Origin of the sequence: Sphingomonas sp. HMP9, from assembly GCF_013374115.1 — a bacterium.
GTDB lineage: Bacteria > Pseudomonadota > Alphaproteobacteria > Sphingomonadales > Sphingomonadaceae > Sphingomonas.
Genome location: NZ_AP022673.1, coordinates 3,143,526 through 3,167,365, shown reverse-complemented (window position 1 = coordinate 3,167,365; position 23,840 = coordinate 3,143,526). Strand labels below are relative to the sequence as shown.

Genomic DNA, 23,840 nt, shown 5'->3' with positions numbered 1-23,840 from the left:
CCCATGACTCACCTGTTCGACCCGACCTCGCTCCGAGAATACGACATCCGCGGGATCGTCGGCGAAGCGCTAGGCCCTGCCGACGCCGTCGCGATCGGGCGCGGCTTTGCCACCCGCATACGTGCCTCGGGCGGAACGCGCGTGGCCGTAGGCTATGACGGCCGCAACTCCTCGCCCGACCTCGAAGCGGCGCTTGTGTCCGGCCTCGTCGCAGGCGGGGTGGACGTCGTCCGCATCGGCCTCAGTACATCCCCAATGCTGTATTACGCCGAGGCGACGCTAGAAGTGGATGGCGGCATCCAGGTAACCGGCAGCCATAATCCCCCCGACTATAACGGCTTCAAGATGGTGCATGCGCACGCGCCATTTTTCGGGGACGATATCCAAGACCTCGCGGCGCTCGCCGCCTCGGGCGCCTGGAGCGAAGGCGCGGGCGAGGTTACGCACGCTGACGTGCTCGACGCCTATGTCGGACGGCTGATGGCGGGCTATGCCGGCGGCGCGTACCGGATCGGCTGGGACACGGGCAACGGCGCCGCGGGCCCGGTGATCGAGAAGCTCGTCCAGCTGTTGCCGGGAGAGCATCATGTGATCTTCGCCGATGTCGACGGCAAGTTTCCCAACCATCATCCCGATCCTACCGAAGAGTCCAACCTCGCCGACCTGAAGCGCCTGGTCGCGGAGAAGAACCTCGATTTCGGACTGGCCTTCGACGGGGACGGCGACCGGATCGGTGCAGTCGACGGGCTGGGACGCGTGCTCTGGGGAGATCAGATTCTCTCCATATTGGTCGAACCTGCACTGCGCGAACACCCCGGCGCGCCGATCGTCGCTGACGTGAAGTCGAGCCAGGCGCTGTTCGACCGAATCGCCGCGTTGGGCGGCGAGCCGGTGATGGCGGCGACCGGCCACAGCCTGATGAAGACCGCGATGACTCGTACCGGCGCCCCGATCGGTGGCGAGCTCAGCGGGCACCTGTTCTTTGCGGGCGAATATTACGGGTTCGACGACGCGCAATATGCGGCGGTGCGGCTGATCCGTGCAGTGCATCTTTCGGGGCGCTCGCTCACCGACCTGCGCGACGCGATGCCGGCGCTGGTCGCGACGCCCGACCTGCGCTTTCCAGTCGAGGATACGCGCAAATTCGCGGTGGTGGATGAGGTGATTGCGCGGTTGCAGGCGGGTGGCGCGGACATGAACCTCACCGATGGCGCGCGCGTGACGACCGCCGACGGCTGGTGGCTACTCCGCGCCTCGAACACGCAGGCGATGCTGACGGTGCGCGCGGAGGCGAAGGACCAGACGGCGCTCGATGCGTTGCTGAGTGAGGTTGATGTGCAGCTGGCGGCGAGCGGCGTGATCCGCAACGGGCGGCTCAACTAGACCGCCACCCCGGCGAAGGCCGGGGCCCAAGTGGAAAGGTAGAATTAACGAAGAGCCGGCATCGGTTAGCAACGTCACCAAATTGGACCCCGGCCTTCGCCGGGGTGGTGCAGGTTGCAAGCTTGCCCTCAGAATTGCGTACCGCCTTCGCGGGGATGACGACAACGCGGGGAATCGTCGCAGTACTTAAGGCAGCGGCGGCACATGATTGACACGCCATCCCCCTCGCCTACCGTCCCGCCACCCCCCCCCCCCCAAGGAGTCCCCCCGTGGAGCGCCCAGTCGATGAATTCCGCTCCAGCACGCGCCGCTGGCTGCTCGGCAGCTTTGCCGGCTGGGGAACGCTGCTCACCTGCCTAGTCGGAATCGGCTTCGTCCTCATCGGCGTCCGCTGGCTCAAGAACCGCAGCGCGGCGTACGAGATCACCGACCAGCGGCTGATCATCAAACGTGGCATCCTGTTCAAGACGATCGACGAGGTCGAGCTTTACCGGATCAAGGACGTCCGCCTCGGCTATTCGCTGCTCAACCAGATGACCGACATCGGCACGATCACCCTCACCTCGAGCGATCGCACCACGCACGGCGGCGAATTCACGCTCCGCGATATCCCGATGGCGCGCGAACGCCGCGAAGGCTTGCGCAAGCTCGTCGACCGCGCGCGCCAACGTCGCGGCGTCCGCGAACTCGACGTCGAGGATACATACGCGCTGGATTAAGCGCGCTTTTGTCCCCACATGGCGGGCATGGCGCCCCCCTATCCTAAGCCCAAGCAGCAACCCCAGATGATCCGGGTCGTCGACCTGGAGACCACCGGCTCGGCCCCGCCCGCGCACGGCGTCTGCGAGATCGGTTGGCAGGACGTCGCGCTCGGCGAGGATGGCCGCTGGGAGATCTACGGCGAAGGCGGCAGCCTGCTCGTCAATCCCGGCCGGCTGATCCCGCCGGTCACGCAGGCGATCCACCACATCCTCGACGAGCATGTCGCCGACGCGCCGTGGTGGCATGACTGCGCACGCCAGGTCCTCGATCCCTGGCCCCGCCGCTTGGCGCTCGCTGCACACCGCGCCGATTTCGAGCAGAAGTTCTGCACCCCCGCGCTGACCCGCGATGCCGAGTGGATCTGCACGTGGAAGTGTGCGCTGCGGCTCTGGCCCGACTCGCCGAGCTTCTCCAACCAGGTGCTGCGCTATTGGCGCAAGCCCCACGGCATGGAGCATGAGCGCGGGCTCCCCGCGCACCGCGCCTTCCCCGACGCCTACGTCACCGCATTCCACCTGCGCGACATGCTCAACGAGGCGAGTCTTGCGCAATTGCTCGAATGGTCGCGCGATCCCGGTCTCATCCCCCGCGTCCGCTACGGGCCCGATCGCGGCAAGGAATGGTCCGAGCTCGATCACGAGACGCTGATGGCATTCATGACCGACCGCGACCCTGACATTCGCTTCACCGCCAACCACGAGATGGACCGCCGCAGCGGCGGCGGCCGAGTCGGCAAGGCCAGCGCGCAGGACCTGTTGCTGTAGCGGACGCTCTTGCGGTCCTCCCCCGCCAGGGGGAGGTGGCGCCGAAGGCGTCGGAGGGGGAGGTAAGGGAAACCTCTGTTCCGTGTCCTCCCCCTCCGTCTGGCAAGCGCCAGCCATCTCCCCCTGGCGGGGGAGGATCGTAAGGGAAACACCATTGCTTTGCCTCAGGTCAGTATCGCTGGCGTAACGACCTGCCTTAACGTAGGTCGGTATCCTATGGTGCGTGTACGCTTGAAATTGCCGTCGTCGGAAGGGCGCGTCGCGCGCTGGCTGGTCGCGTTCATGACGCTTGGCTTCATCGCGCTGGCTGCCGCGGCGATCGCGATCGGCTGGATCACGGTCCGCAACCGCGCCTATACCGCCGAGATCCTCCACACGCAGGACGTCCGCCAGGCGGTGGCGACGCTCCAGATCCAGATGGAGCAATCCGAGACCGCGCGGCGCGGCTACATACTGGCCGGCAAACCGCTGTTCGCCACCGCCTATGCGCGGACCGCGGGCAATCTGGTGCCGTCGATCCGCAAGCTGCGTTACCTGACGCGCGACAACCGCAACCAGATCGCGCGGCTCGCACTGATCCAGCCGCGGTTCGTCCAGTTGCGCGCGCTCCGGACGCAATCGATGACCCTGGTAGCCTCGGGCCGGATCGCCGAAGCGCAGCGCCGGTTCGCGGTCGACGCCAGCGTGCCGTTGATGCGCAGCATCCGCTACCGCCTCCAGGCGATGGCCGCCGACGAAGTCCGCCTGCTCGCGATCCGGACCGAGCGGCAGGAACGCACCAGCGCATTGTTCCTCTCGGTCGCCGGGTTGGCCGCGACGCTGCTGCTCATCGTCGCGATCCTCGCGGTCCTGCTCATCCGTCGCTACACCGCCGACCTCGCCCGCTCGCGCAACAGCCTGCGCACCCTCAACGAAACGCTCGAGGAGCAGGTCGCCGAACGCACCGCCGATCTCAGCCGCGCGAACGAGGAGATCCAGCGCTTCGCCTATATCGTCAGTCACGATCTGCGCTCGCCGCTGGTCAACGTGATGGGCTTCACCGCCGAACTCGCCGCCGCCGCGGGGCCGCTCGGCGAACTGGTCGACCGTGCCGAAGCCGACGCGCCGCACATCCTTACGCAGGACGCGCGGATGGCAGCGCGCGAGGACTTGCCCGAGGCGATCGGTTTCATCCGCACCTCGACGCAGAAGATGGACCGGCTGATCAACGCCATCCTCAAGCTCGCGCGCGAAGGTCGCCGGACGATCGCCCCCGAACATATCGACCCGGCGCAACTGGTCGATACGATCGTCGGCGCGATGCAGCACATCGTCGACGATCGCGGTGCCGTGGTGCGCGTCGAGCGGCCGATGCCGCCGATCGTCACCGATCGCCTCGCGCTCGAACAGATCCTGTCGAACCTGATCGAGAACGCGACCAAATACCTGCAACCCGGTCGCCCCGGCGAGATCACGGTCAGGGGCCATACCGAACGTGGCCGCGTCATCCTGTCGGTGGTCGACAACGGCCGCGGCATCGATGCGCGCGATCACCAGCGCGTGTTCGACCTGTTCCGCCGGTCGGGTGCGCAGGACCAGCCGGGCGAAGGTATCGGACTCGCACATGTCCGCGCACTCGCCTATCGTCTGGGCGGCACGATCGACGTGCAGTCGACGCTTGGCGCCGGCGCGACCTTCCGGCTTAACCTGCCGACCCACATGACCATCCAGGACGCAGCATGAACGATCACAAGACCGTCGGTATCGTGATGATCGAGGATGACGAGGGGCATGCCCGTCTCATCGAGAAGAACATCCGGCGCGCCGGCATCCTGAACGACATCCGTCACTTCACCGACGGCACCAGCGCGCTGGATTTCCTGTTCCACGCCGCTGAGGGCCCTGCGAAGAGCGGCCCGGCCATGATCCTGCTCGATCTCAACCTGCCGGACATGAGCGGGACGGACATTCTCGCGCGGATCAAGGCGGAGAGCAGCCCGCTGCGCCGCACGCCCGTCGTCGTGCTGACCACCACCGACGACAAGGTCGAGATCGAGCGTTGCTATGATCTGGGCTGCAACGTCTACATCACCAAGCCGGTGAACTATGAGAGTTTCGCGCAGGCCATCCGCCAGCTCGGGCTGTTCCTGTCGGTGATCCAGGTTCCCGAAGCCGAGTGAGCGGACCGAGCGTCCTCTATATCGATGACGACGCCGGGATCCGGCGGCTGGCGGCGCGTGCGCTCGATCGTCGCGGCTACCGGATGACCGTCGCCGAGACGGGAGCCGAGGGCGTCGTGAAGGCCGCCGCCGAGCGCTTCGACCTGATCGCGGTCGATCACTACATGCCTGGCATGGACGGCCTCGAAACGCTCGAAGCGCTCCGCCGGCTGCCCGATCCACCCCCTGTGGTATACGTCACGGGCTCGGAGGAAGGCCGCATCGCGGTCGCGGCGCTGAAGGCGGGCGCGGCGGACTATGTCGTGAAGACCGTCGGCGAGGATTTCTTCGACCTGCTCGACGCCTCGTTCGAACAGGTGCGCGCGCGGGCGCTGCTCGAACAGGACAAGGCGTCCGCCGAGGCCGACCTGCGCGCCAGCAACGCGCGACTCGAGGCCCTGCTCGGCGAGGTGAACCACCGAGTCGCCAACTCGCTGCAACTCGTCTCGGCGATGGTCCGGCTCCAGGCGACCGCGCTGACCGATCCTTCGGCGCGAGAAGCGCTCGAAGATACGCAGCGCCGCATCCAGGCGATCGCGCAGGTCCACCGCCGGCTCTATACCAGCAACGACGTCGAGAATGTCGACATGCAAGAATATCTCGGCGCGCTGGTCGACGAACTCGCCGAGACCTGGTCGACCGAAGCGCTCCCCCGTGCGCTCAGCCTCGCCGCCGAGCCGATTCGCCTGCCCACCGACCGCGCGGTGTCGCTCGGCGTCATCGTCACCGAACTCGTCACCAACGCCTGCAAATACGCCTACCCCACCGGCGGCGGCGAAGTCCGCGTGGCGTTACGCCGGATCGACGACGACATCTTCCTGCTTGCGGTCGAGGACGATGGCTGCGGCATCCCCGAAGACGCCGTCCCGCGCGGCACCGGGCTGGGCACCAAGCTGATCCGCGCGATGGCGCAGAGCCTCCAGTCGATCGTCGAGTACGACCCAACGCACACCGGCGTCCGCGCCACCCTTCGCGCCGCGGTACGATAGAAGGCGCACACTACAACAAGGGACTCATTCGCCTTTCGAGTCCTCTACCGTTCGTCCTGAGTAGCCATCGCGTAGCGGCATGGCCGCGTATCGAGAGGGCGTATCGAAGGACAGGCTAGCGTGCGGAACCGATGCTTCGATACGCTTCTGCGAAGCTACTCGATCGCTACTGAGCACGAACGGGGTTTTCTACGCGGCTTCAAAGCGCGCGCACTGCCGCCAGGATCATCCGCCCCGTCAGCCGCGCCGTCTCATCCTCCGACAGACGAGGTCGCGACAAGGTCCGGTGGCCCAGCCCGAACATGAAGGCGAGGATGAGTTCCTCGGCCCCCTCCAGCTCGTTTTCCTGCAAGTCCGGATTCGCGACGCAGGCGAGTTCGCGGATCATACGGCGGAAGTCGCGACACAGGTCAGCGATCGTGTCGGCGACATCGGCGTTGCGGTGCGCCTCGGCCATGATCTCGAACGACAGCGCCTCGTCGCCCTTCGACAAAGCGCGGCGTGCGAGTTCGACGAACCCCTCCTCGATCGACAATCCCTCGGACTTCACCGAGTCGTTCATCGTCTGCAACTCGGCCATCTTCGCAGCGGCGTCTTCCATGACGATTGCCTGGATCACCGCGTTCTTGCCGGTGAACAGCCGATAGATCTGGCCGACCGATACGCCCGCCGCGACGGCCAGTTCGGACATCGGAGTCTGATGAAACCCTTGGGTCGCAAACAGGTGACGGGCTGCGGCAACGATACGCTCGCGGCTCCCCATCTCATGCTGCACTGCACTCAAAATCATATCCTCAACGCGTTTTTTGGTTGACCCGCCGCTCGCACGATCATAGCGGGCAAGCAAGCGGAATGAACGTTCATTCCGATAAAACTCTTCTGCACGGACGTCGGGATGCTCAACATGCAGCGATTGAACCTCAAGGGATCTGTGGCACTGGCCGCACTTGTCCTGCTGTCGGCTTGCGGCAAGGAGCAGGCTGCGCCGCCGCCGCCGACCCCGACCGTCGGCGTCGTCACTGTCGCCGAGGAATCGGTCGTCCTGACGTCGGAGCTTCCCGGTCGTATCGCCGCGGTGGAAACCTCGGAAGTCCGCCCGCAGGTTAGCGGCGTGGTCCGCGACCGGCTGTTCACCGAGGGCGCGATGGTCAGCAAGGGCCAGGTCCTCTACGCGGTCGAGGACGCCCCCTACCGCGCGGCGCTCGCCAGCGCGCAGGGCCAGCTCGGCGCCGCCCAGTCTCAGATCAACGCGACCCGACTCCAGGCGCAGCGCTACGGCCAGCTCGTGCAGCTCAACGCGGTCAGCAAGCAGGAGGCGGACAACGCCACTGCGTCCGCGCAGCAGGCTCGCGCCAATGTTGCAGCGCAGCAGGCAGCGGTCCAGTCGGCCCGCGTCAACCTCGGCTTCACGCGCATCAAGGCGCCGATCTCGGGTCGCATCGGCCGGTCGCTCGTGACCGTCGGCGCGCTGGTCCAGATGGGCCAGACCGATCCGCTCGCGACGATCCAGCGCACCAACACCGTCTATGTCGACGTCGTCCAGTCGGCGGCGCAGCTGCTTGATCTCAAGCAGGCGATGGCGACCGGCGGCGTGACGCGCGGCGACGGTAGCGCCCGCGTCCAGCTCATCCTTCCGAACGGCAGCACCTACCCGGTCGAGGGTCGCCTGCAATTCTCCGAAGTCACGGTCGACCAGACCACCGGCGCGGTGACGCTGCGCGCGAGCTTCCCGAACCCCAACGGCCTGTTGCTCCCGGGCATGTACGTCCGCGCGAAGTTGGTCGAGGGTACGCGCAGCCAGGCGATCATGGCGCCGACCGCCGGCATCACGCGCGATCCGCGTGGCGGTGCGACGGCCTTGGTCGTCAACGCGCAGAACAAGGTCGAACAGCGTAACGTGACGACGGACCGCGTGATCGGCGACAAGTGGATCGTCACCAGCGGCCTGAAGCCCGGCGACAAGCTGATCGTCGAGGGCCTGCTCAACCTGCGCCCTGGCGCGACCGTCAAGCCCGCTGCCCCGCAGCAGGTCGGCAAGACGCCCGGCAACGGCGCCGCACCAGCCGCTGGCACCACGCAGGCCGGGAAGTAACCGCCCATGTCACGCTATTTCATCGACCGACCCATCTTCGCGTGGGTCATCGCCATCATCCTGATGCTGGCGGGCATCCTCGCGATCCGCTCGCTGCCGATCGCGCAGTTCCCTGAGATCGCTGCCCCCAAGGTGACGGTTGCGACGTCCTATCCGGGCGCCGACGCACAGACGCTCGAGAACACGACGACGCAGATCATCGAGCAGCAGATGAAGGGCATCGACAACCTTCGCTACTTCGCCTCGACGTCTGACGGCTCGGGCAACCTCGCGATCACGCTCACCTTCGAGCAGGGCACCGATCCCGACATCGCGCAGGTCCAGGTGCAGAACAAGCTGCAACAGGCGACGCCGCTCCTGCCGCAGGAAGTGCAGCAGGCGGGTCTCCGCGTGACAAAGGCGACTGCCAACTTCCTCCTCGTCATCGCCGCCTATTCCGAGAATGGCGCGCACGACCAGGTCGATCTCGGCGATATGATCGCCTCCAAGCTCCAGGATCCGCTCAGCCGCATCAAGGGCGTCGGCGACACGCAGGTGTTCGGCGCGCAATATTCGATGCGGATCTGGGTCGATCCGTTCAAGATGTCGAACCTCGGCGTCACCGTCACCGACATCACCTCGGCCCTGACCGCGCAGAACGCACAGGTTTCGGCCGGACAGGTCGGCAGCCTTCCTGCGGTGAAGGGCCAGTCGCTCAACGCGACCGTCACCGCGCAGACTCGTCTCCAGACACCTGAGCAGTTCCGCGCGATCATCGTCCGGTCGGCAACCAGCGGTGCGACCGTGCGTCTGTCGGACGTCGCGCGCGTCGAGATGGGTTCGGAAAACTACAGCTTCCAGGCGCGCTATAACGGCAAGCAGGCAGCAGGCTTCGGCGTGAAGCTGGCACCGGGCGCCAACGCGCTCGATACCGTCACGCTCGTCAAGGCCGAGGTCGCGCGGATCGCCAAGCAGTTCCCGCCCGACGTCAAGGTCGCCTTCCCGATCGACAACTCGACGTTCGTCCGGCTGTCGGTCGAGCAGGTGATCCACACGCTGATCGAGGCGATCGTCCTCGTCTTCCTCGTGATGTTCCTGTTCCTCCAGAACTTCCGCGCGACGCTGATCCCGACGATCGCGGTCCCGGTCGTGCTGCTCGGCTCGTTGGCCGTGCTCCAGGTCGCGGGGTTCACGATCAACACGCTGACCTTGTTCGGCATGGTGCTGGCGATCGGCTTGCTCGTCGATGACGCGATCGTCGTCGTCGAGAACGTCGAACGCCTGATCCAGGAGGAGGGGCTTTCCCCGAAGGAAGCCGCCAAGAAGTCGATGGACGAGATCAGCGGCGCGCTGGTCGGCATCGGCCTGGTGCTGTCCGCGGTGTTCCTGCCGATGGCGTTCTTCAGCGGCTCGACCGGTGTGATCTTCCGCCAGTTCTCGATCACCATCGTATCGTCGATGGCGCTGTCGGTGCTGGTCGCGTTGATCCTGACGCCGGCGCTGTGCGCCACGATCCTGAAGCCCGCCAAGGACGGCCATGCCGAGAAGAAGGGCTTCTTCGGCTGGTTCAACCGCACCTTCGACAAGGGCGTCGGCAAATACGGCAACGGCCTGCGCCGGGTCGAGAAGGGCTGGGTCCGCACGATGCTGGTCTATGCCGTGATCGTCGTCGCGATGGCGTTCATCTTCCTGCGCCTGCCGTCGGGCTTCCTTCCCGAGGAAGATCAGGGCGTCATGTTCGCGCAGGTCTCGATGCCGTCGGGAACCCCGATGGAGGAAACCGCGCGGACGATGGACAAGGTCCGCGATCACTTCCTGATCGACGAGAAGGCCAATATCTCGGGCATTTTCACGATCAGCGGGTTCGGCTTCGTCGGCCAGGGCCAGAATGTCGGCATCGCCTTCATCCAGCTCAAGCCGTGGGAAGACCGCAGCGGCAAGGACAACACCGTCGCCGCGGTCGCGGGGCGCGCCAACCAGGCGCTTGCGGGTGTGCGTGCGGGCATGGTCATCGGCTTCGTGCCGCCCGCCGTGCAGGAACTCGGCAACGCCAACGGCTTCGACTTCATGCTGAAGGACAATGCCGGCGTCGGTCACGAGAAACTGCTCGAGGCGCGCAACATGCTGCTCGGCATGGCCAGCCAGGACAAGCGCCTGATGCAGGTCCGCCCGAACGGCCTTGAGGATGCGCCACAGCTGAAACTCAACGTCGACCAGGCGCAGGCGGGTGCGCTCGGCCTCAGCCAGTCGGACATCAACACGACCGTCAGCACCGCGTTCGGTGGCGCGTACATCAACGACTTCATCGACCGCGGTCGCGTGAAGAAGGTGTTCGTGCAGGCCGACGCACCGTTCCGCACGTCGCCGGCCGATCTCGGCAACTTCTACGTCCGCGGCACGACCAGCAATGCGATGGCGCCCTTCTCGTCCTTCTCGACGACGAGCTGGAACTACGGCCCGTCACGACTCGAGCGCTATAACGGCGTGGCCTCCTTCGAGATCATGGGCTCGCCGGCACCCGGCGTCAGCAGCGGCGCCGCGATCGCCGCGATGGAAGAGATGGCGGCCAAGCTGCCCCCCGGCATCGGCTATGAGTGGACCGGCCTCAGCTACGAGGAAAACCTGTCCTCCGGCCAGTCGACCACGGTCTATGCGCTGTCGCTGCTGATCGTGTTCCTCTGCCTGGCGGCGCTATACGAGAGCTGGTCGATCCCGATCGCCGTCCTGCTCGTGGTGCCGCTCGGCGTCCTCGGCGCGGTCGGCGCGGCGATGCTCTTCGGGTTGAACAACGACATCTACCTTCAGGTCGGGCTGATCACGACGATCGGCGTGGCGGCGAAGAACGCGATCCTGATCGTCGAATTCGCCGAGGAGAAGATGGGCGACGGGATGAACGCGGCCGATGCCGCGGTCGAGGCGGCGAAGCTTCGCCTTCGCCCGATCCTGATGACGTCGTTCGCGTTCATCTTCGGCGTGCTGCCGCTCGCGCTGTCGAGCGGTGCGGGTGCCGGCGGCCAGAACGCGATCGGCTGGGCGGTGGTCGGCGGCATGCTGTCCGCGACCGTCCTTGCGATCTTCTTCGTCCCGCTGTTCTTCCTGCTCGTGAAGCGCGTCTTCAAGCAGGACAAGGCCGGCGCGGGGCAAGACCGCGATCAGGTCCGCAATGATGATGACAACCGTGATGGCGGCCATGACGACACTCGTCACCCGCCCCACGACCAGCGGCCGCAGGAGGCCTGATCCAGATGTTCTCGACCAAGATCTCCAGCCGCACCGCGCTCACGTTCGCCGCCGGGCTTACGCTCGCCGGGTGCAACCTCGCTCCCAAATACGTCCGCCCGGAGCTTCCCGTAGCGCCGAGCGGACCGACCGGCCCCGCCTATGCGGCGGGCAACGCCGCGAGCGCGATCGTGCCGGCGGACACGGCATGGGAGGCGTTCTTCACGGACGACCGCCTGCGCGGCGTGATCCGCCTCGCGCTCGACAATAACCGCGACGTCCGCATCGCTGTCGCCAACGTCGCACAGGCACGCGCGCAATACCGCGTCCAGCGCGCAGACCTGTTCCCGACGATCGGTGCGACCGGCAGCGCGACCTACCAGAAGTCGCCGTTCGGCGCGGTGGGCGGCGGCGTAGGCGGTGTCGGTGGCGGCACGGGCGGTAGCGTCGGTGGCGGTACCGGAACGGGCACCGGCACCGGTGGTGGTACCGGCGGCGCGGGCACGGCCGTCACGGGCAGCGGACGCGCCGACATCTACTCGGCCAATATCGGCGTTTCGGCATGGGAGATCGATCTCTTCGGCCGCATCCGCAACCTCACTCAGGCGCAACAGGAAGCGTATTTCGCGGCGGAGGAGAATCGCAACGCCGCCCAGGTGTCGCTCATCTCGGAGACCGCAACCGCGTGGCTGACGATGGCCGCGGACCAGGACCGCCTGAAGATCGCGCAGGATACCGAGCGCGCGTTCGGCCAGACGCTGAAGCTCACGCAGGACCGGTTCCGGATCGGCATCGCATCCGAACTCGAAGTGCGTCAGGCGCGCACCACCTATGACCAGGCGCGCTCGGACATAGCCGACGCGACCACGCTGATCGCGCAGGACCAGAACGCGCTCAACCTGCTCGCCGGGACGACCGTGACGCAGGACCTGCTTCCCGCACGGATGCCGGACAAGACGCCGACGCTGGAGAACCTGCCCGCCAACCTGTCGTCGGAGGTGCTGTTGCGCCGCCCCGACGTCGCGGCGGCCGAGCACAACCTGATCGCCGCCAACGCGAACATCGGCGCGGCACGCGCGGCGTTCTTCCCGAACATCTCGCTCACCGCGGCGTTCGGTACGCTCAGCCTCGGCCTGTCGAACCTGTTCGGCAGCGGCAGCCAGCAATGGTCGGTCGCTCCGTCTGTCACGCAGCCGATCTTCGATTTCGGCCGCAACAAGGGCAATCTGCAATACGCCAAGGCGACGCGCGACGCGATGCTGGCGACGTATGAGAGGAGCATCCAGACCGGCTTCCGCGAAGTCGCCGACGCGTTGGCGCGTCGCGGCACCATCAACAGCCAGCTCGAGGCGCAGTCGTCACTCCGCGACAACGCGGCGGGGGCGTATAATCTGTCGCAGCTTCGCTTCCGCGCCGGGATCGACCCGTTCCTGAACACGCTCGATTCGCAGCGTGCGCTCTACACCGCGCAACAAAGCCTGCTCGCGACGCGGCTGGTGCGCGACAGCAATGCGGTCGAACTCTACCGCTCGCTCGGCGGCGGCCTGAAGTAAGGCCCCTTCGTCATCCTGACGTAAGTCAGGATCCAGCGCCGCTGACGACGCCGTTCGTGGCGCTGGATCCTGGGTCGAGCCCAGGATGACGGACTGGTTAGTTCGCCGGCTCGGACAGCGGCGCGAACCGGGCGACTTGGTGGCCGACCAAGCGCAACTGCTCGATCACCGCAGGATCGCTCGCGCCGCCCTCGTCGTCGAACTTGGTCACCTGCGTATTAATCGCCGCCGCAAACGGCGTCGGCCAGCCGCGCAGCGCGTGGACGATCGAGCGCAATGCCGCGATCGTGCTCCCCGTCGCCTGCCAGCCATAGGCCGTGGCGATCAGCCCGACCGGCATGTCCGCCAGATACGGCCGCTCGTCGCGCGCGGTTTCCTCCAGCAGGTCGAGCGCGTTCTTCACCACGCCCGAGATGCTGCCGTGATAGCCTGGGCTGGCGATGATCACCGCCGATGCGCCGCGTACGGCCTCGACGAACGCCCGCTCGTCTGCGGTCCGGGTCGTCGCCTTCGGGTCGAACAACGGCAGCCGTGCCATGTCGGCGCCGCCGAACATCTGCGTGCGATAGCCCTGCTTCTCGACCGCATCGAGCGCGATCCGCAGCGCGCGCTCGGTCGACGAAACGCCGCCGATCGTTCCGCCGATGCCGACGACGAGGGGGAGAGTGTCGGAAGCGGCCACGGTTTCATCCTGTTCGAACGTCATGAGATGCTCTTTCCCGTTTCGCCGCGCGATGACAACAGGGCTTCGGTCGGTTCTCGTCCTGGAGACGTCGTACCGCTGTCGCTAAGCCCCTGTACACGTTAAGCATGCGCAGGAACGGGCGTCGCAGGCCGAGACTTGCCCGAACTGTCATATAACGATAATACACCTGAAGTCCGCCGCCTGGCCGACCCGCTGGAACGACCGATGCGCCCCGACCCCTTCGACACCAACCGTTCCAGTGCCGGCCGCGCCGGCGCCGATTCGCACGGCGACCGCGAGCCCTATGCGTATGAGCGCGGGCGGCTGATCAGCGAACGCGAACGCCTGCGCCAGAAATACGACGCGGAGCGGGACGGTGACGATCCCGAGCCCTATGACGACCGCGACGCGCTGCCGCCCTACGCGACTGGCACCGTACCGCGCCGCAAGCGTCCGATCGGCCGGTGGATCCTGCGCGGCTTTGGCATCGGCATCGTCCTGCTGGTGATCGCGATCATCTGGCTGGCAATCACCGCGCCGCTGTCGAAATCGCTCCAGCCGCCGACGCCGCCCTCGATCACGCTCACTGCGGACGACGGCACGCCGATCGCGCGGCGCGGTGCGATCATTGGCAAGCCGGTCGATGCGGCCAAGCTGCCGCCGCACGTGACCCAGGCGTTCCTCGCGATCGAGGATCGGCGATTCTACTCGCACTGGGGCGTCGATCCGCGCGGCATCGCGCGCGCGGCGTGGGCGAACATGGGCTCGGGCGGCGTGCGCCAGGGCGGCTCGACAATCACGCAACAGCTGGCGAAGAACGCGTTCCTCGATTCGGACCGCACCGCAACGCGGAAGATCCGCGAGGCGATGATCGCCTTCTGGCTCGAGGCGTGGCTGTCGAAGGACGAGATTCTCTCGCGTTATCTCTCGAACGTCTATTTCGGCGACAACACCTACGGGATCAGCGCGGCGGCCAAGCATTATTTCGGCCGCACGCCCGACACGCTGAACGTGGGGCAAGCGGCGATGCTCGCCGGACTGGTGAAAGCACCGTCGCGGCTGGCCCCCACCTCCAACCTCGAAGGCGCGCGCAAGCGCCAGGCCGTCGTCGTCGGCGCGATGGTCGCGGCAGGCTTCCTGACCAAGGCCGAGGGCGACGCGGTCCGCCCGCAGCGCGTCCTCGCCAGCCGCCCCGGGCAACTGCCGAACGGCACCTATTTCGCCGACTGGATCCTCCCCGAAGCGCGCGATCAGGCCGGCGAGGTGAAGACCGAAACGACCGTCCAGACCACGCTCGATCCGCGCCTGCAACGCGCCGCCGAGCGTACCGTCGCGCGCGCAGGCCTTCGTCAGGCGCAGGTCGCGCTGGTCGCGATGCGCCCGGATGGCCGCGTCGTCGCGATGGTCGGCGGGAAGGACTATCGCAAGAGCCCGTTCAACCGCGCGACTCAGGCGCGGCGTCAGCCGGGCTCGACCTTCAAGCTGTTCGTGTATCTGGCCGCGATGCGCCAGGGGCTGACCCCCGATTCGACGATCGAGGACCGCCCGGTGACGATCGGCGACTGGTCGCCCAAGAACAGCGACGGCCGCTATCAGGGGACGATCACGCTGCGCCAGGCGTTCGCCCGCTCGTCCAACGTCGCGGCGGCGCGACTGACGCAACAGGTCGGCGTCAAGGCGGTGATCAAGGCAGCGCGCGATCTGGGGATCTCGACGCCGATCCCGAACGAGGCGACGATCGGGCTGGGCACCTCGACCGTGTCGCTGCTCGAACTGACCGCCGCCTATGCCGCGATCGCGCGCGAGCAATATCCGGTCCAGCCGCGCGGCCTGGCCGACGTCCGCGAGAAGGGCTGGTACCAGTCGCTGACCGGCGGCGCGACCGAGATCCCGTCGAAGATCCATGACGAGATGCTCGATCTGCTCGCGGCGTCGATCCGGAACGGCACCGGGCGGCAGGCGAACCTGACGGTCGATGCGTTCGGCAAGACCGGCACGACCTCGGACAACAAGGACGCGCTGTTCGTCGGCTTCGCGCGCGATCTCGTGGTCGGCGTGTGGGTCGGCAACGACGACAATTCCTCGAACCCCGGGCTGTCGGGCGGTGGGATCCCGGCGCGGATCTGGCGCGACTTCATGCAGTCCGCGCTCGGCATCGCGCCTGTCGCAGCCCCGCCACCCGCGGTCGAGGAGGTCGATCCGGACGCGCTGCCGTCGGACGAGGAGGACAATGCCGTGCTGCCGCTGGGCGGCGAGATCGAGGGTCTCGGGCTGAACCTCAAAATGGGTGAGGACGGCACGATCTCGGTCGGACCCTCGCATCGCGACCGGCAGGAGGGACCGCCACTACGCGACGATCGCCGCCCGCCCGAGGACGAGCCGGGGTATGACGGGGAGCAGTGACGTCCCCCCCACCCCGTCATCCTGACGAAAGTCAGGACCCAGAGCCACGAATGACACGCCTCGTGGCTCTAGATCCTGGGTCGAGCCCAGGATGACGAAGCAGAAGGGTGCGTCGCGGTCGAAGCCCCCGTTAAGCGAGGGGCCGCGATCCCCGCCCCCGCCGTCATCCTGACGAAAGTCAGGATCCAGAGCCCCAAATGACCCCGCCCGTGGCTCTGGATCCTGGGTCGAGCCCAGGATGACGAAGCAGAAGGGTGCGTCGCGGTCGAAGCCCTCGTTAAGCGAGGGGACGCGATCCCCGCCCCCGCCGTCATCCTGACGAAAGTCAGGATGCAGAGCCACGAATGACACGCCTCGTGGCTCTGGATCCTGGGTCGAGCCCAGGATGACGAAGTAGAAGGGAACGACTTGGTCGAAGCCCTTGTTGACGCCATCACTGCATCGCAGCATGTCCTGACCATGCGCTTTTTCTCCGACAACGCCGCCACGATCCATCCCCACGTCATGGCCGCGATCGCCGCCGCCGACACGCTCGACACCGCCTATGCGGGCGATGCGTGGAGCCAGCAGCTCGATGGCCGCCTGTCGGCGCTGTTCGAGACCGAGGTGGCCGTGCTCTGGGTCCCCACCGGCACCGCCGCCAACTGCCTCGCGCTCGCCGCGCTCTGCCCCCCGCACGGCGGCATCGTCTGCCACCGCGACGCGCACATCCAGAACGACGAGGGCGGCGCGCCCGAATTCTACACGCACGGCGCCAAGCTGTTCCTCGCCGACGGCATCGGCGCGAAGCTGACGCCCGAGACGATCCGCACCGTCCTCGATGCGATCCCCGACGACGTCCACCGCGTCCAGCCGCACGCGATCTCGATCACCAACGCCACCGAATATGGCCGCGTCTACCAGCCGCACGAGGTCGCCGCGATCGGTGCGCTCGCCAAGGAGCGCGGGCTCGGCTTCCACATGGACGGCGCGCGGTTCGCCAATGCGATGGCGCGCGTCGGCTGCTCGCCCGCCGACATGACGTGGCGCGCCGGCGTCGACGCGCTCAGCTTCGGCTTCGTCAAGAACGGCGCGATGAGCGCGGAGGCGCTGGTCTTCTTCAAGCCCGACCTCGCCGCCGTCACGCAATACCGCCGCAAGCGCGCGGGCCTGCTGCTGTCGAAAGGGCGCTATCTCGCCGCGCAGATCCTGGCGATGCTCGACGACGATCTCTGGCTCGCCAACGCCAGCGCTGCGAACGACGCCGCCGCCACGCTCGCCGCCGCAGCCGGCGACCGCCTCGTCCACCCCGTCGAGGCGAACGAAGTCTTCCTGCGCGCAACCCCCGAAGAAGCCGCAGCCCTGCGCGCGCGCGGCTTCGACTTCTACGACTGGGCGGCGGGCGAGATCCGCCTCGTCACCGCGTGGGACAGCCCGGCGGAGGCGGTCGGTCTGCTCGCCGACGCGATCCGGGCGTTATGACCCCCGGCCCGACCGCCCCGCCCCTACCGCCGATCCAGTCGACACGCGCCGCGGTGCTGATCCCGTTCGGCATCGTCACGCTGATCTGGGGATCGACCTGGCTCATCATCCGCGACCAGATCGCGGTGGTGCCGCCGAGCTGGTCGATCAGCTACCGCTTCCTCGTCGCCGGCATCGCGATGGCGATCTACGCGACCATGAAACGCGAGAGCTTCCGGTTCGACGCGCGCGGCTACGCGTTCGCCGCCGTGATCGGCGTCGCGCTGTTCACGTTCAACTTCAACTTCGTCTACCGCGCCGAGCATTACGTGACGTCGGGACTGGTCGCGGTGGTGTTCGCGCTCCTGCTCGTCCCCAACGCGATCTTCGGCCGCATCTTCCTAAAACAGCGCCTTGGGCGGCAATTGATGGTGGGGTGTGCGGTGGCGATGGCCGGGGTCGCGTTGCTGTTCGTCAACGAGGCGCGGGTCGATCCGCACGGGCCGCGCTCGGCGACGATCGGGATCGTGCTGACCTTGTGCGGCGTGATGGCCGCATCGGTCGCCAACGTCATTCAGGGGAGCGCGTTCGCCAAACGCTATCCGATGGCGCCGACGCTCGCGATCGCGATGCTGATCGGCGCGTGTCTCGACGCGGCGTTCGCGTGGATCACGACCGGCCCGCCGGTGTTCGAACCGCGCTTCGGCTATGTGGCGGGCATCCTCTATCTCGGCGTGTTCGCGTCGGCGCTCGCCTTCCCGCTCTATTTCAACGTCATCCGCGCGATCGGCCCGGCCAAGGCGGCCTATTCGGGCGTGATCGTCCCGGTGATCGCGATGCTGCTATCGACGATCTTCGAGCGCTATCACTGGTCGACGCTGGCCGTCGCTGGCGCGGTGCTGTCGGGCATCGGGCTCGTCATCGCACTCAGCGCGCGCAGACCGGCGCGGTAGTCGGGCCAGGCGGGCGTCCAGCCGAGCACGCGCTTGGCCTTGCCGTTCGCCACCCGCCGGTTCTCCGCATAGAAACCGCGCCCCATCGCGGTCAGTTCCTCGAGCGTCACGAACGGCGGTGCGGGCATGCCGAGCAGCATCGCCGCGAACGCGACCACGTCGTTCTGCGACGCAGGCACGTCGTCCGCGATGTTATACGCGCCCGCCGGCGCGTCGAACCCGGCGATCACGCCCGAGACGATATCGTCCACATGCGCGCGGCTGAAGACCTGTCCCGGCTGCGCGATCCGGTGCGCCTTGCCCTGCCGCACCCGGTCGAGCGGCGAGCGACCCGGTCCGTAAATCCCCGGCAACCGGAACGTCCGCGCGCCGATCGTCAGCCAATCCGCATCCGCCACCGCGCGCGCGCCACGCCGACCGCCACCGATCGGCGCGGTCTCGTCGACCCATGCGCCCGCAGCATCGCCGTACACCCCGGTCGACGACAGATAGCCGAGCGTCGCCCGCGACCGCATCAGCAGCGAACCATAGCGGACGAGCACCGGATCGACCTCGTCGACCGGCGGCACCGACGAGAGGATATGCGTCGCCGCCGCGATCTCGACGGCCACGGCGTCCGTCTCGTCGAAGCGGATCGTAGCGTCGCGCCCGTCGCGCGTAGTCCCGACGACGTGCCACCCGTCGCCGGCCAGCCGGTCGGCGATCCGCCCCGCGGTGTAGCCCAGCCCGAAGATCAGCAGCCTGCTCATTTCGTCGTCCCGGTCGTTGCCATCGGCCCCTTATACCCGGTCGGTGCCATCGGCCCCTTATACAGGGTCCCGAAATAATCGCCCGCATTCCACACCGGCCGCTGCGCGCCGTCCGCGATCTCGCGTGCGATCCGGTAGTTCGCATCGACGAACCGCACGCCCTGATCCCACAGGATCGGCTGCGACAGGTCGTCCGACGGCTTGTGATAATTGTTCGCCATGAAATACGCGACCGCGGCCTTGCCCGGCCCCTTCTGACCCGGCCACAGGAACACCGCCGGAATGCCCTTCTGGACGAAACGGAAATGATCGGAGCGGACGAAGATCCCCTCCTCCGGCATCGGGTCGGGCGACAGGCCCACCCCGATCGCCGCGACGGCCTTCTGCACGATCGGGCCGATCGTCGAACGCTCGGCGCCGAACACCACCATGTCCTCGAACTTGTAGGTCAGGATCGGCATGTCCAGATTCACGTCCGCAACGATCGAGCTCAGCGGCACGGTCGGGTGGTTGGTGAAATAATCCGACCCGACCAGCCCCTTCTCTTCACCGGTGACGGCGAGAAACATGATCGTCCGCTTGGGCGCCTGCCCGCTGGCGGTGAAGCGCTTGGCCTCCTCGATCAGGCTGGCGATGCCGATCGCGTTGTCGAGCGCGCCGTTGTTCAGTGCATCTCCCTTCACCGGCTTGGTGATGCCGATGTGATCGAGGTGCGCCGACAACACAACGACCTCCTTGCCCACCACCGGATCGCTGCCAGGGATCATGCCGACGACGTTGCTGCTGGCGGCGGGGACGAAGCTCGTCTTGGTGGCTACCGTCAGCGTGCCGAGCAGCGGCATCGACGTGAACTTCGCGTTGTCGCCGTTCGCCTGCTTGGCGATCCGCGTCCACGGCGTGCGTGCGCCGGCGAACAGCTTGGCCGCGCCGACCATGCTGACGGTGCCGAGCGACGGCGCGCGGGGCGCATCGACCTTGCCGGTGCCGTCGGGGTTCGCCCAGGTCATCCGCGGCGTCGCGTAGGACTCCGCGATCTTGGCGAACGTCCGGACCTTGGCCGAGCGCGGGCTTTCCAGCGTGATCACGCCGACCGCGCCCTTGGCCTGCGCGATCGCCGCCTTGGTCCCGCCCGAGCCGAAGAATGCGCGCTCCTCGCCACCGAACCGCGCGGGCGCGCCACCGAAATAGGCGACGATCTTGCCGCGCACGTCGACGTCCTTGTAATCGTCCTGGCCATATTGCGGCGCGTCGATGCCGTAGCCGACGAACACGACCGGAGCCGACACGCTGGTTTCCGCCTTCGCGCCGTTCGCCGCGGGGACATAATCCTCACCGAACACGAGCGGCTGCGCGGGGCCGCGACCGGTCCAGACGAAATCGCCCTTGCTCGCCGCCTTGTAGCTGACCAGGGGCACCGTCTGGAGATAGCCGCCCGCATCGCCGCCCGGACGAAGCCCCGCGGCGTAGAACTGCGCGGCGACATATTGCGCGGCGATGTCGAATTCGGGACTCCCGGCCTCGCGTCCCTTCATCGCATCGGAGGCGAGGAACAGCACATGCGCCTTCATCGCCGCCTGATCGGCTGGCAGCGGGGCTGCGAGCTTTGCGTTCAACGCGGCGGTCTGCGCCGCGACCGGCGCACTCTGAGGCGCCGTCTGGGCAAGGGCCGACGTAGAAAGCGCGAGCACCGCGAGCGCGCCGAGAGGACGATACATCCGGAAATCCTAGCAAAGGGAACGTGTTGCAGCGGCGTAGCATGCACGAACTCCCACGCAAGCTTTGGGTCGCGGGGGCGAAGACGTTCCACACCGAGAAACACCTCCCCGGCGGAGGCCGGGGTCCAGTTGGGAGACGGTGCTGACATAGACTGCGCTTCGTCACCAAGACCTCTCCAACTGGACCCCGGCCTCCGCCGGGGAGGTGCAAGTGATCGTACCGCACGGCGCCAAGCTTTGGCTGGCGATAGACGGGCGCGGCCCTATATTCCGACAGATATGCTCGATCTCCAGAACAGTCTCGCCCACCCGCTCGTCATCCGCCGCGAGGATTATACGCCGCCCGAATGGCTGGTCCCCGAGACGAAACTGGATTTCGACCTCGATCCTTCCACCACGCGCGTTACCGCGACGCTGTCGGTGACGCGCAACGGCGATCACGCCGCACCGCTGCGGCTCGACGGCGCGGGACAGAAGCCGCTGTCGGTCACGGTCGATGGCGTCGCGATCAACGACTGGCGGATCGACGGCGAACAGCTCGTCATCCCGCTCACCGGCACCGCGCACGTCATCGAGACTCAGGTCGAGATCGCGCCCGATCGCAACACGCAGCTGATGGGGCTCTACGCGTCGGGCGGCAATCTCTGCACGCAGTGCGAGGCGGAAGGCTTTCGCCGCATCACCTATTTCCCCGATCGCCCGGACGTGCTCAGCGTCTATTCGGTCAAGATGACCGCGGACAAGACGCACTTCCCCGTGCTGCTCGCAAACGGCGATCCGGTCGCGCAAGGGCAGCTCGACGACGGCCGTCATTGGGCGACGTGGCACGATCCGTTCCCCAAGCCCTCCTATCTGTTCGCGCTGGTCGCGGGCGATCTCGCGGTCAACCGCAGCCGCTTCACGACCAAGTCGGGCCGCGAAGTCTCGCTCGGCATCTGGGTGCGCGAGGCCGACCTGCCCAAGACCGGCCATGCTTTGAAGGCGCTCGAACTCGCAATGGCGTGGGACGAGACGACCTATGGCCGCGAATACGACCTCGACGTGTTCAACATCGTCGCGGTCGACGATTTCAACTTCGGCGCGATGGAGAATAAGGGCCTCAACATCTTCAACTCGCGCTACATCCTGGCCGACCCGGATACTGCGACCGATTACGACTACGACGCGATCGCCGCGGTCGTCGCGCACGAATATTTCCACAACTGGTCGGGCAACCGGATCACCTGCCGCGACTGGTTCCAGCTGTCGCTGAAGGAAGGTTTCACCGTCTATCGCGACCAGGGCTTCTCGGCCGACCAGGGCAGCCGCGCGGTCAAGCGGATCGAGGACGTCCGCGGCCTGCGCGCGTCGCAATTCCCCGAGGATTCAGGGCCGCTCGCGCATCCCGTGCGCCCCGAATCCTATCAGGAGATCTCGAACTTCTACACCGCGACGATCTACAACAAGGGCGCAGAGTTGATCCGGATGATGGCCGCGATCCTCGGCCCGCAGGGCTTCCGCGCGGGCACCGACCTGTATTTCGACCGCTACGACGGGACGGCGGCGACCTGCGAGGATTTCGTCACGTCGATGGAGGAAGGGGGCAAGGTCGACCTGACCCAGTTCCGCCTCTGGTATTCGCAGGCCGGCACCCCGCGCGTCTCTGCCAGCCTCTCGCAGGACGGCGACCGCGCCACGCTACGGCTCGCGCAGCAGGTGCCCGTGACGCCCGGCCAGCCGGTAAAGTCGCCGATGGTCCTGCCATTGCGGATCAAGCTGTTCGGCGCGGAGTCGGGCGCGGGATTGACCGACGAGCGGCTCGTCCTGTTCGACGACGCACTCGACACGATCGTGTTCGAGGGTCTCTCCGAACGCGCGATTCTGTCGATCAACCGCGGCTTCTCCGCGCCGGTGGTGGTCGAGAGCGATCGCACCGCTGCCGACCTCGCCTTCCTCAGCGCACACGACGACGACCCGTTCGCGCGCTACGAGGCGATGCAGCAATTGATGCTCGATACGCTGGTCGCCTCAGTGGAGGGGCGCACCGATCATGAGGGCGTGATCGCCGCGGTTGCGACCACGCTCGCTAACGCCGATCTCGATCTGGCGTTCGTCGCGGAGGCGGTGCTGTTGCCGTCCGAGAGCTTCATCGGCGATCAGATGACGATCGTCGATCCCGAGGCGATCTTCCACGCGCGCGACGCGCTGCGGCGCGATCTGGGCACGCGGCTCGAAGCACAATGGCGGCAGGCCTATGCGCGCGGCGAGGGTCGGCCCTATGCCTACACGCCTGAGGACAAGGGCCTGCGCCGCCTGCGCACCGTCGCGCTCGGCTATATCGCGGCGAGCGGTGCGGATGACGCCGCCGACCTGGCGTTCGCGCAGTTCGATTCGGCGGATAACATGACGGACCGGATGGGTGCGCTGACGACGCTGGTGAGCAGCATGTCGGACATCCGCACCACCGCGCTCGACATCTTTTACAGCCAATATTGCGACAACGCGCTGGTGCTCGACAAGTGGTTCCAGGCGCAGGCGCAGTCGTCGCGCGACGATACCGGCGCGGTCGTTGCAGGGCTCGCCGACCATGCCGACTTCACCCTCACCAACCCCAATCGGGCCCGCTCGCTGATCGGCGCGTTCGGCGCGAACCAGCGTGCGTTCAATACTGCCGATGGGAGCGGGTATCGGTTCCTCGCGGACCGGCTGATCGCGCTCGACCGCCTGAACCCGCAGACCGCGGCGAAACTCCTGCCGCCGCTCGGCCGCTGGCGCCGCTTCGATCCGGTGCGCGCCGGGCTGATGCGCGCGGAACTCGAGCGGATCGTGGCAACGCCGGGATTGTCGAAGGATCTGTTCGAGCAAGCATCGAAAAGCCTGGAAGGGTAACGCTAATCCTCCCCCGCCAGGGGGAGGTGTCTGGCCCTTGCCAGACGGAGGGGGAGGAAAGGGAAACCGCTGTTCCGGGTCCTCCCCC

General features: G+C 67.0%; 17 protein-coding genes. 13 read left to right on the top strand and 4 right to left on the bottom strand.

Translation table 11 applies throughout. The annotated features are described in order from the left end of the window. The first annotated feature begins 3 nt into the window (after positions 1-3). The 6 genes from pgmG to HMP09_RS14210 all read left to right on the top strand — a co-directional run bounded on the left by pgmG (position 4) and on the right by HMP09_RS14210 (position 6,096). Positions 4-1,383, top strand: coding sequence for a phosphoglucomutase/phosphomannomutase PgmG (pgmG, locus tag HMP09_RS14235; protein WP_176500908.1), 1,380 nt, complete (start codon positions 4-6; stop codon positions 1,381-1,383). A 269-nt stretch (positions 1,384-1,652) separates the two neighbouring features. Then, positions 1,653-2,102 carry a PH domain-containing protein gene (locus tag HMP09_RS14230; RefSeq protein ID WP_176500907.1) on the top strand — a complete coding sequence of 150 codons (450 nt, stop codon included), beginning with the start codon at positions 1,653-1,655 and terminating at the stop codon, positions 2,100-2,102. A 27-nt stretch (positions 2,103-2,129) separates the two neighbouring features. Next, positions 2,130-2,909, top strand: a complete 780-nt coding sequence (locus tag HMP09_RS14225; RefSeq protein ID WP_176500906.1) for an exonuclease domain-containing protein — start codon at positions 2,130-2,132, stop codon at positions 2,907-2,909. A 216-nt stretch (positions 2,910-3,125) separates the two neighbouring features. Beyond that, the gene (locus tag HMP09_RS14220; protein WP_176500905.1) at positions 3,126-4,631 is read left to right on the top strand and encodes a sensor histidine kinase; all 1,506 of its coding nucleotides are present in this window, start codon (positions 3,126-3,128) and stop codon (positions 4,629-4,631) included. Continuing rightward, the gene (locus HMP09_RS14215) at positions 4,628-5,068 is read left to right on the top strand and encodes a response regulator (RefSeq protein WP_176500904.1); all 441 of its coding nucleotides are present in this window, start codon (positions 4,628-4,630) and stop codon (positions 5,066-5,068) included. The genes HMP09_RS14220 and HMP09_RS14215 overlap by 4 nt, the downstream gene beginning before the upstream one ends. Further along, positions 5,065-6,096, top strand: a complete 1,032-nt coding sequence (locus tag HMP09_RS14210; protein ID WP_176500903.1) for a sensor histidine kinase — start codon at positions 5,065-5,067, stop codon at positions 6,094-6,096. Before HMP09_RS14215 ends, HMP09_RS14210 begins: the two co-directional genes overlap by 4 nt. A 199-nt stretch (positions 6,097-6,295) precedes the next feature. Here HMP09_RS14210 and HMP09_RS14205 read toward each other — a convergent pair whose 3' ends face one another. Continuing rightward, positions 6,296-6,787, bottom strand: a complete 492-nt coding sequence (locus HMP09_RS14205; RefSeq protein WP_232090331.1) for a TetR family transcriptional regulator — start codon at positions 6,785-6,787, stop codon at positions 6,296-6,298. A gap of 213 nt (positions 6,788-7,000) precedes the next feature. Between HMP09_RS14205 and HMP09_RS14200 the strand changes: the two genes are divergently transcribed. Genes HMP09_RS14200 through HMP09_RS14190 form a run of 3 tightly spaced genes read left to right on the top strand, consistent with a single transcriptional unit; the run spans position 7,001 to position 12,939 of the window. Further along, positions 7,001-8,188 (top strand): efflux RND transporter periplasmic adaptor subunit, encoded by a 1,188-nt coding sequence (locus tag HMP09_RS14200; RefSeq protein WP_176500901.1) that lies wholly within the window; start codon positions 7,001-7,003, stop codon positions 8,186-8,188. Positions 8,189-8,194: 6 nt separating this feature from the next. Beyond that, on the top strand, positions 8,195-11,407 hold the full coding sequence (locus HMP09_RS14195; RefSeq protein WP_176500900.1) for an efflux RND transporter permease subunit: 3,213 nt from the start codon (positions 8,195-8,197) through the stop codon (positions 11,405-11,407). A 5-nt stretch (positions 11,408-11,412) separates the two neighbouring features. Further along, positions 11,413-12,939, top strand: a complete 1,527-nt coding sequence (locus HMP09_RS14190) for an efflux transporter outer membrane subunit (RefSeq protein ID WP_176500899.1) — start codon at positions 11,413-11,415, stop codon at positions 12,937-12,939. A gap of 97 nt (positions 12,940-13,036) precedes the next feature. Here the strand turns inward: HMP09_RS14190 and HMP09_RS14185 are convergent, their stop codons facing one another. Next, the gene (locus tag HMP09_RS14185) at positions 13,037-13,645 is read right to left on the bottom strand and encodes an NADPH-dependent FMN reductase (RefSeq protein WP_176500898.1); all 609 of its coding nucleotides are present in this window, start codon (positions 13,643-13,645) and stop codon (positions 13,037-13,039) included. Between the two features lie 204 nt (positions 13,646-13,849). Here HMP09_RS14185 and HMP09_RS14180 point away from each other — a divergent pair, with 204 nt between their 5' ends. The 3 genes from HMP09_RS14180 (at position 13,850) to HMP09_RS14170 (ending at position 18,420) form a co-directional block, all read left to right on the top strand. Further along, positions 13,850-16,027 carry a transglycosylase domain-containing protein gene (locus HMP09_RS14180; protein ID WP_176500897.1) on the top strand — a complete coding sequence of 726 codons (2,178 nt, stop codon included), beginning with the start codon at positions 13,850-13,852 and terminating at the stop codon, positions 16,025-16,027. A gap of 459 nt (positions 16,028-16,486) precedes the next feature. After that, the gene (locus tag HMP09_RS14175; protein ID WP_176500896.1) at positions 16,487-17,488 is read left to right on the top strand and encodes a threonine aldolase family protein; all 1,002 of its coding nucleotides are present in this window, start codon (positions 16,487-16,489) and stop codon (positions 17,486-17,488) included. After that, a complete protein-coding gene (locus HMP09_RS14170) occupies positions 17,485-18,420 on the top strand; it encodes a DMT family transporter (protein WP_176500895.1) in 936 nt (311 codons plus the stop codon). Before HMP09_RS14175 ends, HMP09_RS14170 begins: the two co-directional genes overlap by 4 nt. On the opposite strand, the gene HMP09_RS14165 is transcribed toward HMP09_RS14170, so the two are convergent. Both HMP09_RS14165 and HMP09_RS14160 read right to left on the bottom strand, forming a co-directional pair. Then, positions 18,333-19,169 (bottom strand): NAD(P)-dependent oxidoreductase, encoded by an 837-nt coding sequence (locus HMP09_RS14165; RefSeq protein ID WP_176500894.1) that lies wholly within the window; start codon positions 19,167-19,169, stop codon positions 18,333-18,335. The genes HMP09_RS14170 and HMP09_RS14165 overlap by 88 nt on opposite strands. Then, on the bottom strand, positions 19,166-20,884 hold the full coding sequence (locus HMP09_RS14160) for a M28 family metallopeptidase (RefSeq protein WP_176500893.1): 1,719 nt from the start codon (positions 20,882-20,884) through the stop codon (positions 19,166-19,168). The genes HMP09_RS14165 and HMP09_RS14160 overlap by 4 nt, the downstream gene beginning before the upstream one ends. A 279-nt stretch (positions 20,885-21,163) precedes the next feature. Between HMP09_RS14160 and pepN the strand changes: the two genes are divergently transcribed. Beyond that, the gene (gene pepN, locus HMP09_RS14155; protein WP_176500892.1) at positions 21,164-23,752 is read left to right on the top strand and encodes an aminopeptidase N; all 2,589 of its coding nucleotides are present in this window, start codon (positions 21,164-21,166) and stop codon (positions 23,750-23,752) included. Positions 23,753-23,840: the final 88 nt, after the last annotated feature.

Bases quoted from the DNA above. Each gene is read 5' to 3' on its own strand.
- HMP09_RS14180 (WP_176500897.1), top strand. From the start codon at position 13,850: ATGCGCCCCGACCCCTTCGACACCAACCGTTCCAGTGCCGGCCGCGCC.
- HMP09_RS14170 (WP_176500895.1), top strand. From the start codon at position 17,485: ATGACCCCCGGCCCGACCGCCCCGCCCCTACCGCCGATCCAGTCGACA.
- HMP09_RS14205 (WP_232090331.1), bottom strand. From the start codon at position 6,787: ATGTCCGAACTGGCCGTCGCGGCGGGCGTATCGGTCGGCCAGATCTAT.
- HMP09_RS14215 (WP_176500904.1), top strand. From the start codon at position 4,628: ATGAACGATCACAAGACCGTCGGTATCGTGATGATCGAGGATGACGAG.
- pepN (WP_176500892.1), top strand. From the start codon at position 21,164: ATGCTCGATCTCCAGAACAGTCTCGCCCACCCGCTCGTCATCCGCCGC.
- HMP09_RS14160 (WP_176500893.1), bottom strand. From the start codon at position 20,884: ATGTATCGTCCTCTCGGCGCGCTCGCGGTGCTCGCGCTTTCTACGTCG.
- HMP09_RS14165 (WP_176500894.1), bottom strand. From the start codon at position 19,169: ATGAGCAGGCTGCTGATCTTCGGGCTGGGCTACACCGCGGGGCGGATC.
- HMP09_RS14185 (WP_176500898.1), bottom strand. From the start codon at position 13,645: ATGACGTTCGAACAGGATGAAACCGTGGCCGCTTCCGACACTCTCCCC.
- HMP09_RS14190 (WP_176500899.1), top strand. From the start codon at position 11,413: ATGTTCTCGACCAAGATCTCCAGCCGCACCGCGCTCACGTTCGCCGCC.
- HMP09_RS14195 (WP_176500900.1), top strand. From the start codon at position 8,195: ATGTCACGCTATTTCATCGACCGACCCATCTTCGCGTGGGTCATCGCC.
- HMP09_RS14175 (WP_176500896.1), top strand. From the start codon at position 16,487: ATGCGCTTTTTCTCCGACAACGCCGCCACGATCCATCCCCACGTCATG.
- pgmG (WP_176500908.1), top strand. From the start codon at position 4: ATGACTCACCTGTTCGACCCGACCTCGCTCCGAGAATACGACATCCGC.
- HMP09_RS14200 (WP_176500901.1), top strand. From the start codon at position 7,001: ATGCAGCGATTGAACCTCAAGGGATCTGTGGCACTGGCCGCACTTGTC.
- HMP09_RS14220 (WP_176500905.1), top strand. From the start codon at position 3,126: ATGGTGCGTGTACGCTTGAAATTGCCGTCGTCGGAAGGGCGCGTCGCG.
- HMP09_RS14225 (WP_176500906.1), top strand. From the start codon at position 2,130: ATGGCGCCCCCCTATCCTAAGCCCAAGCAGCAACCCCAGATGATCCGG.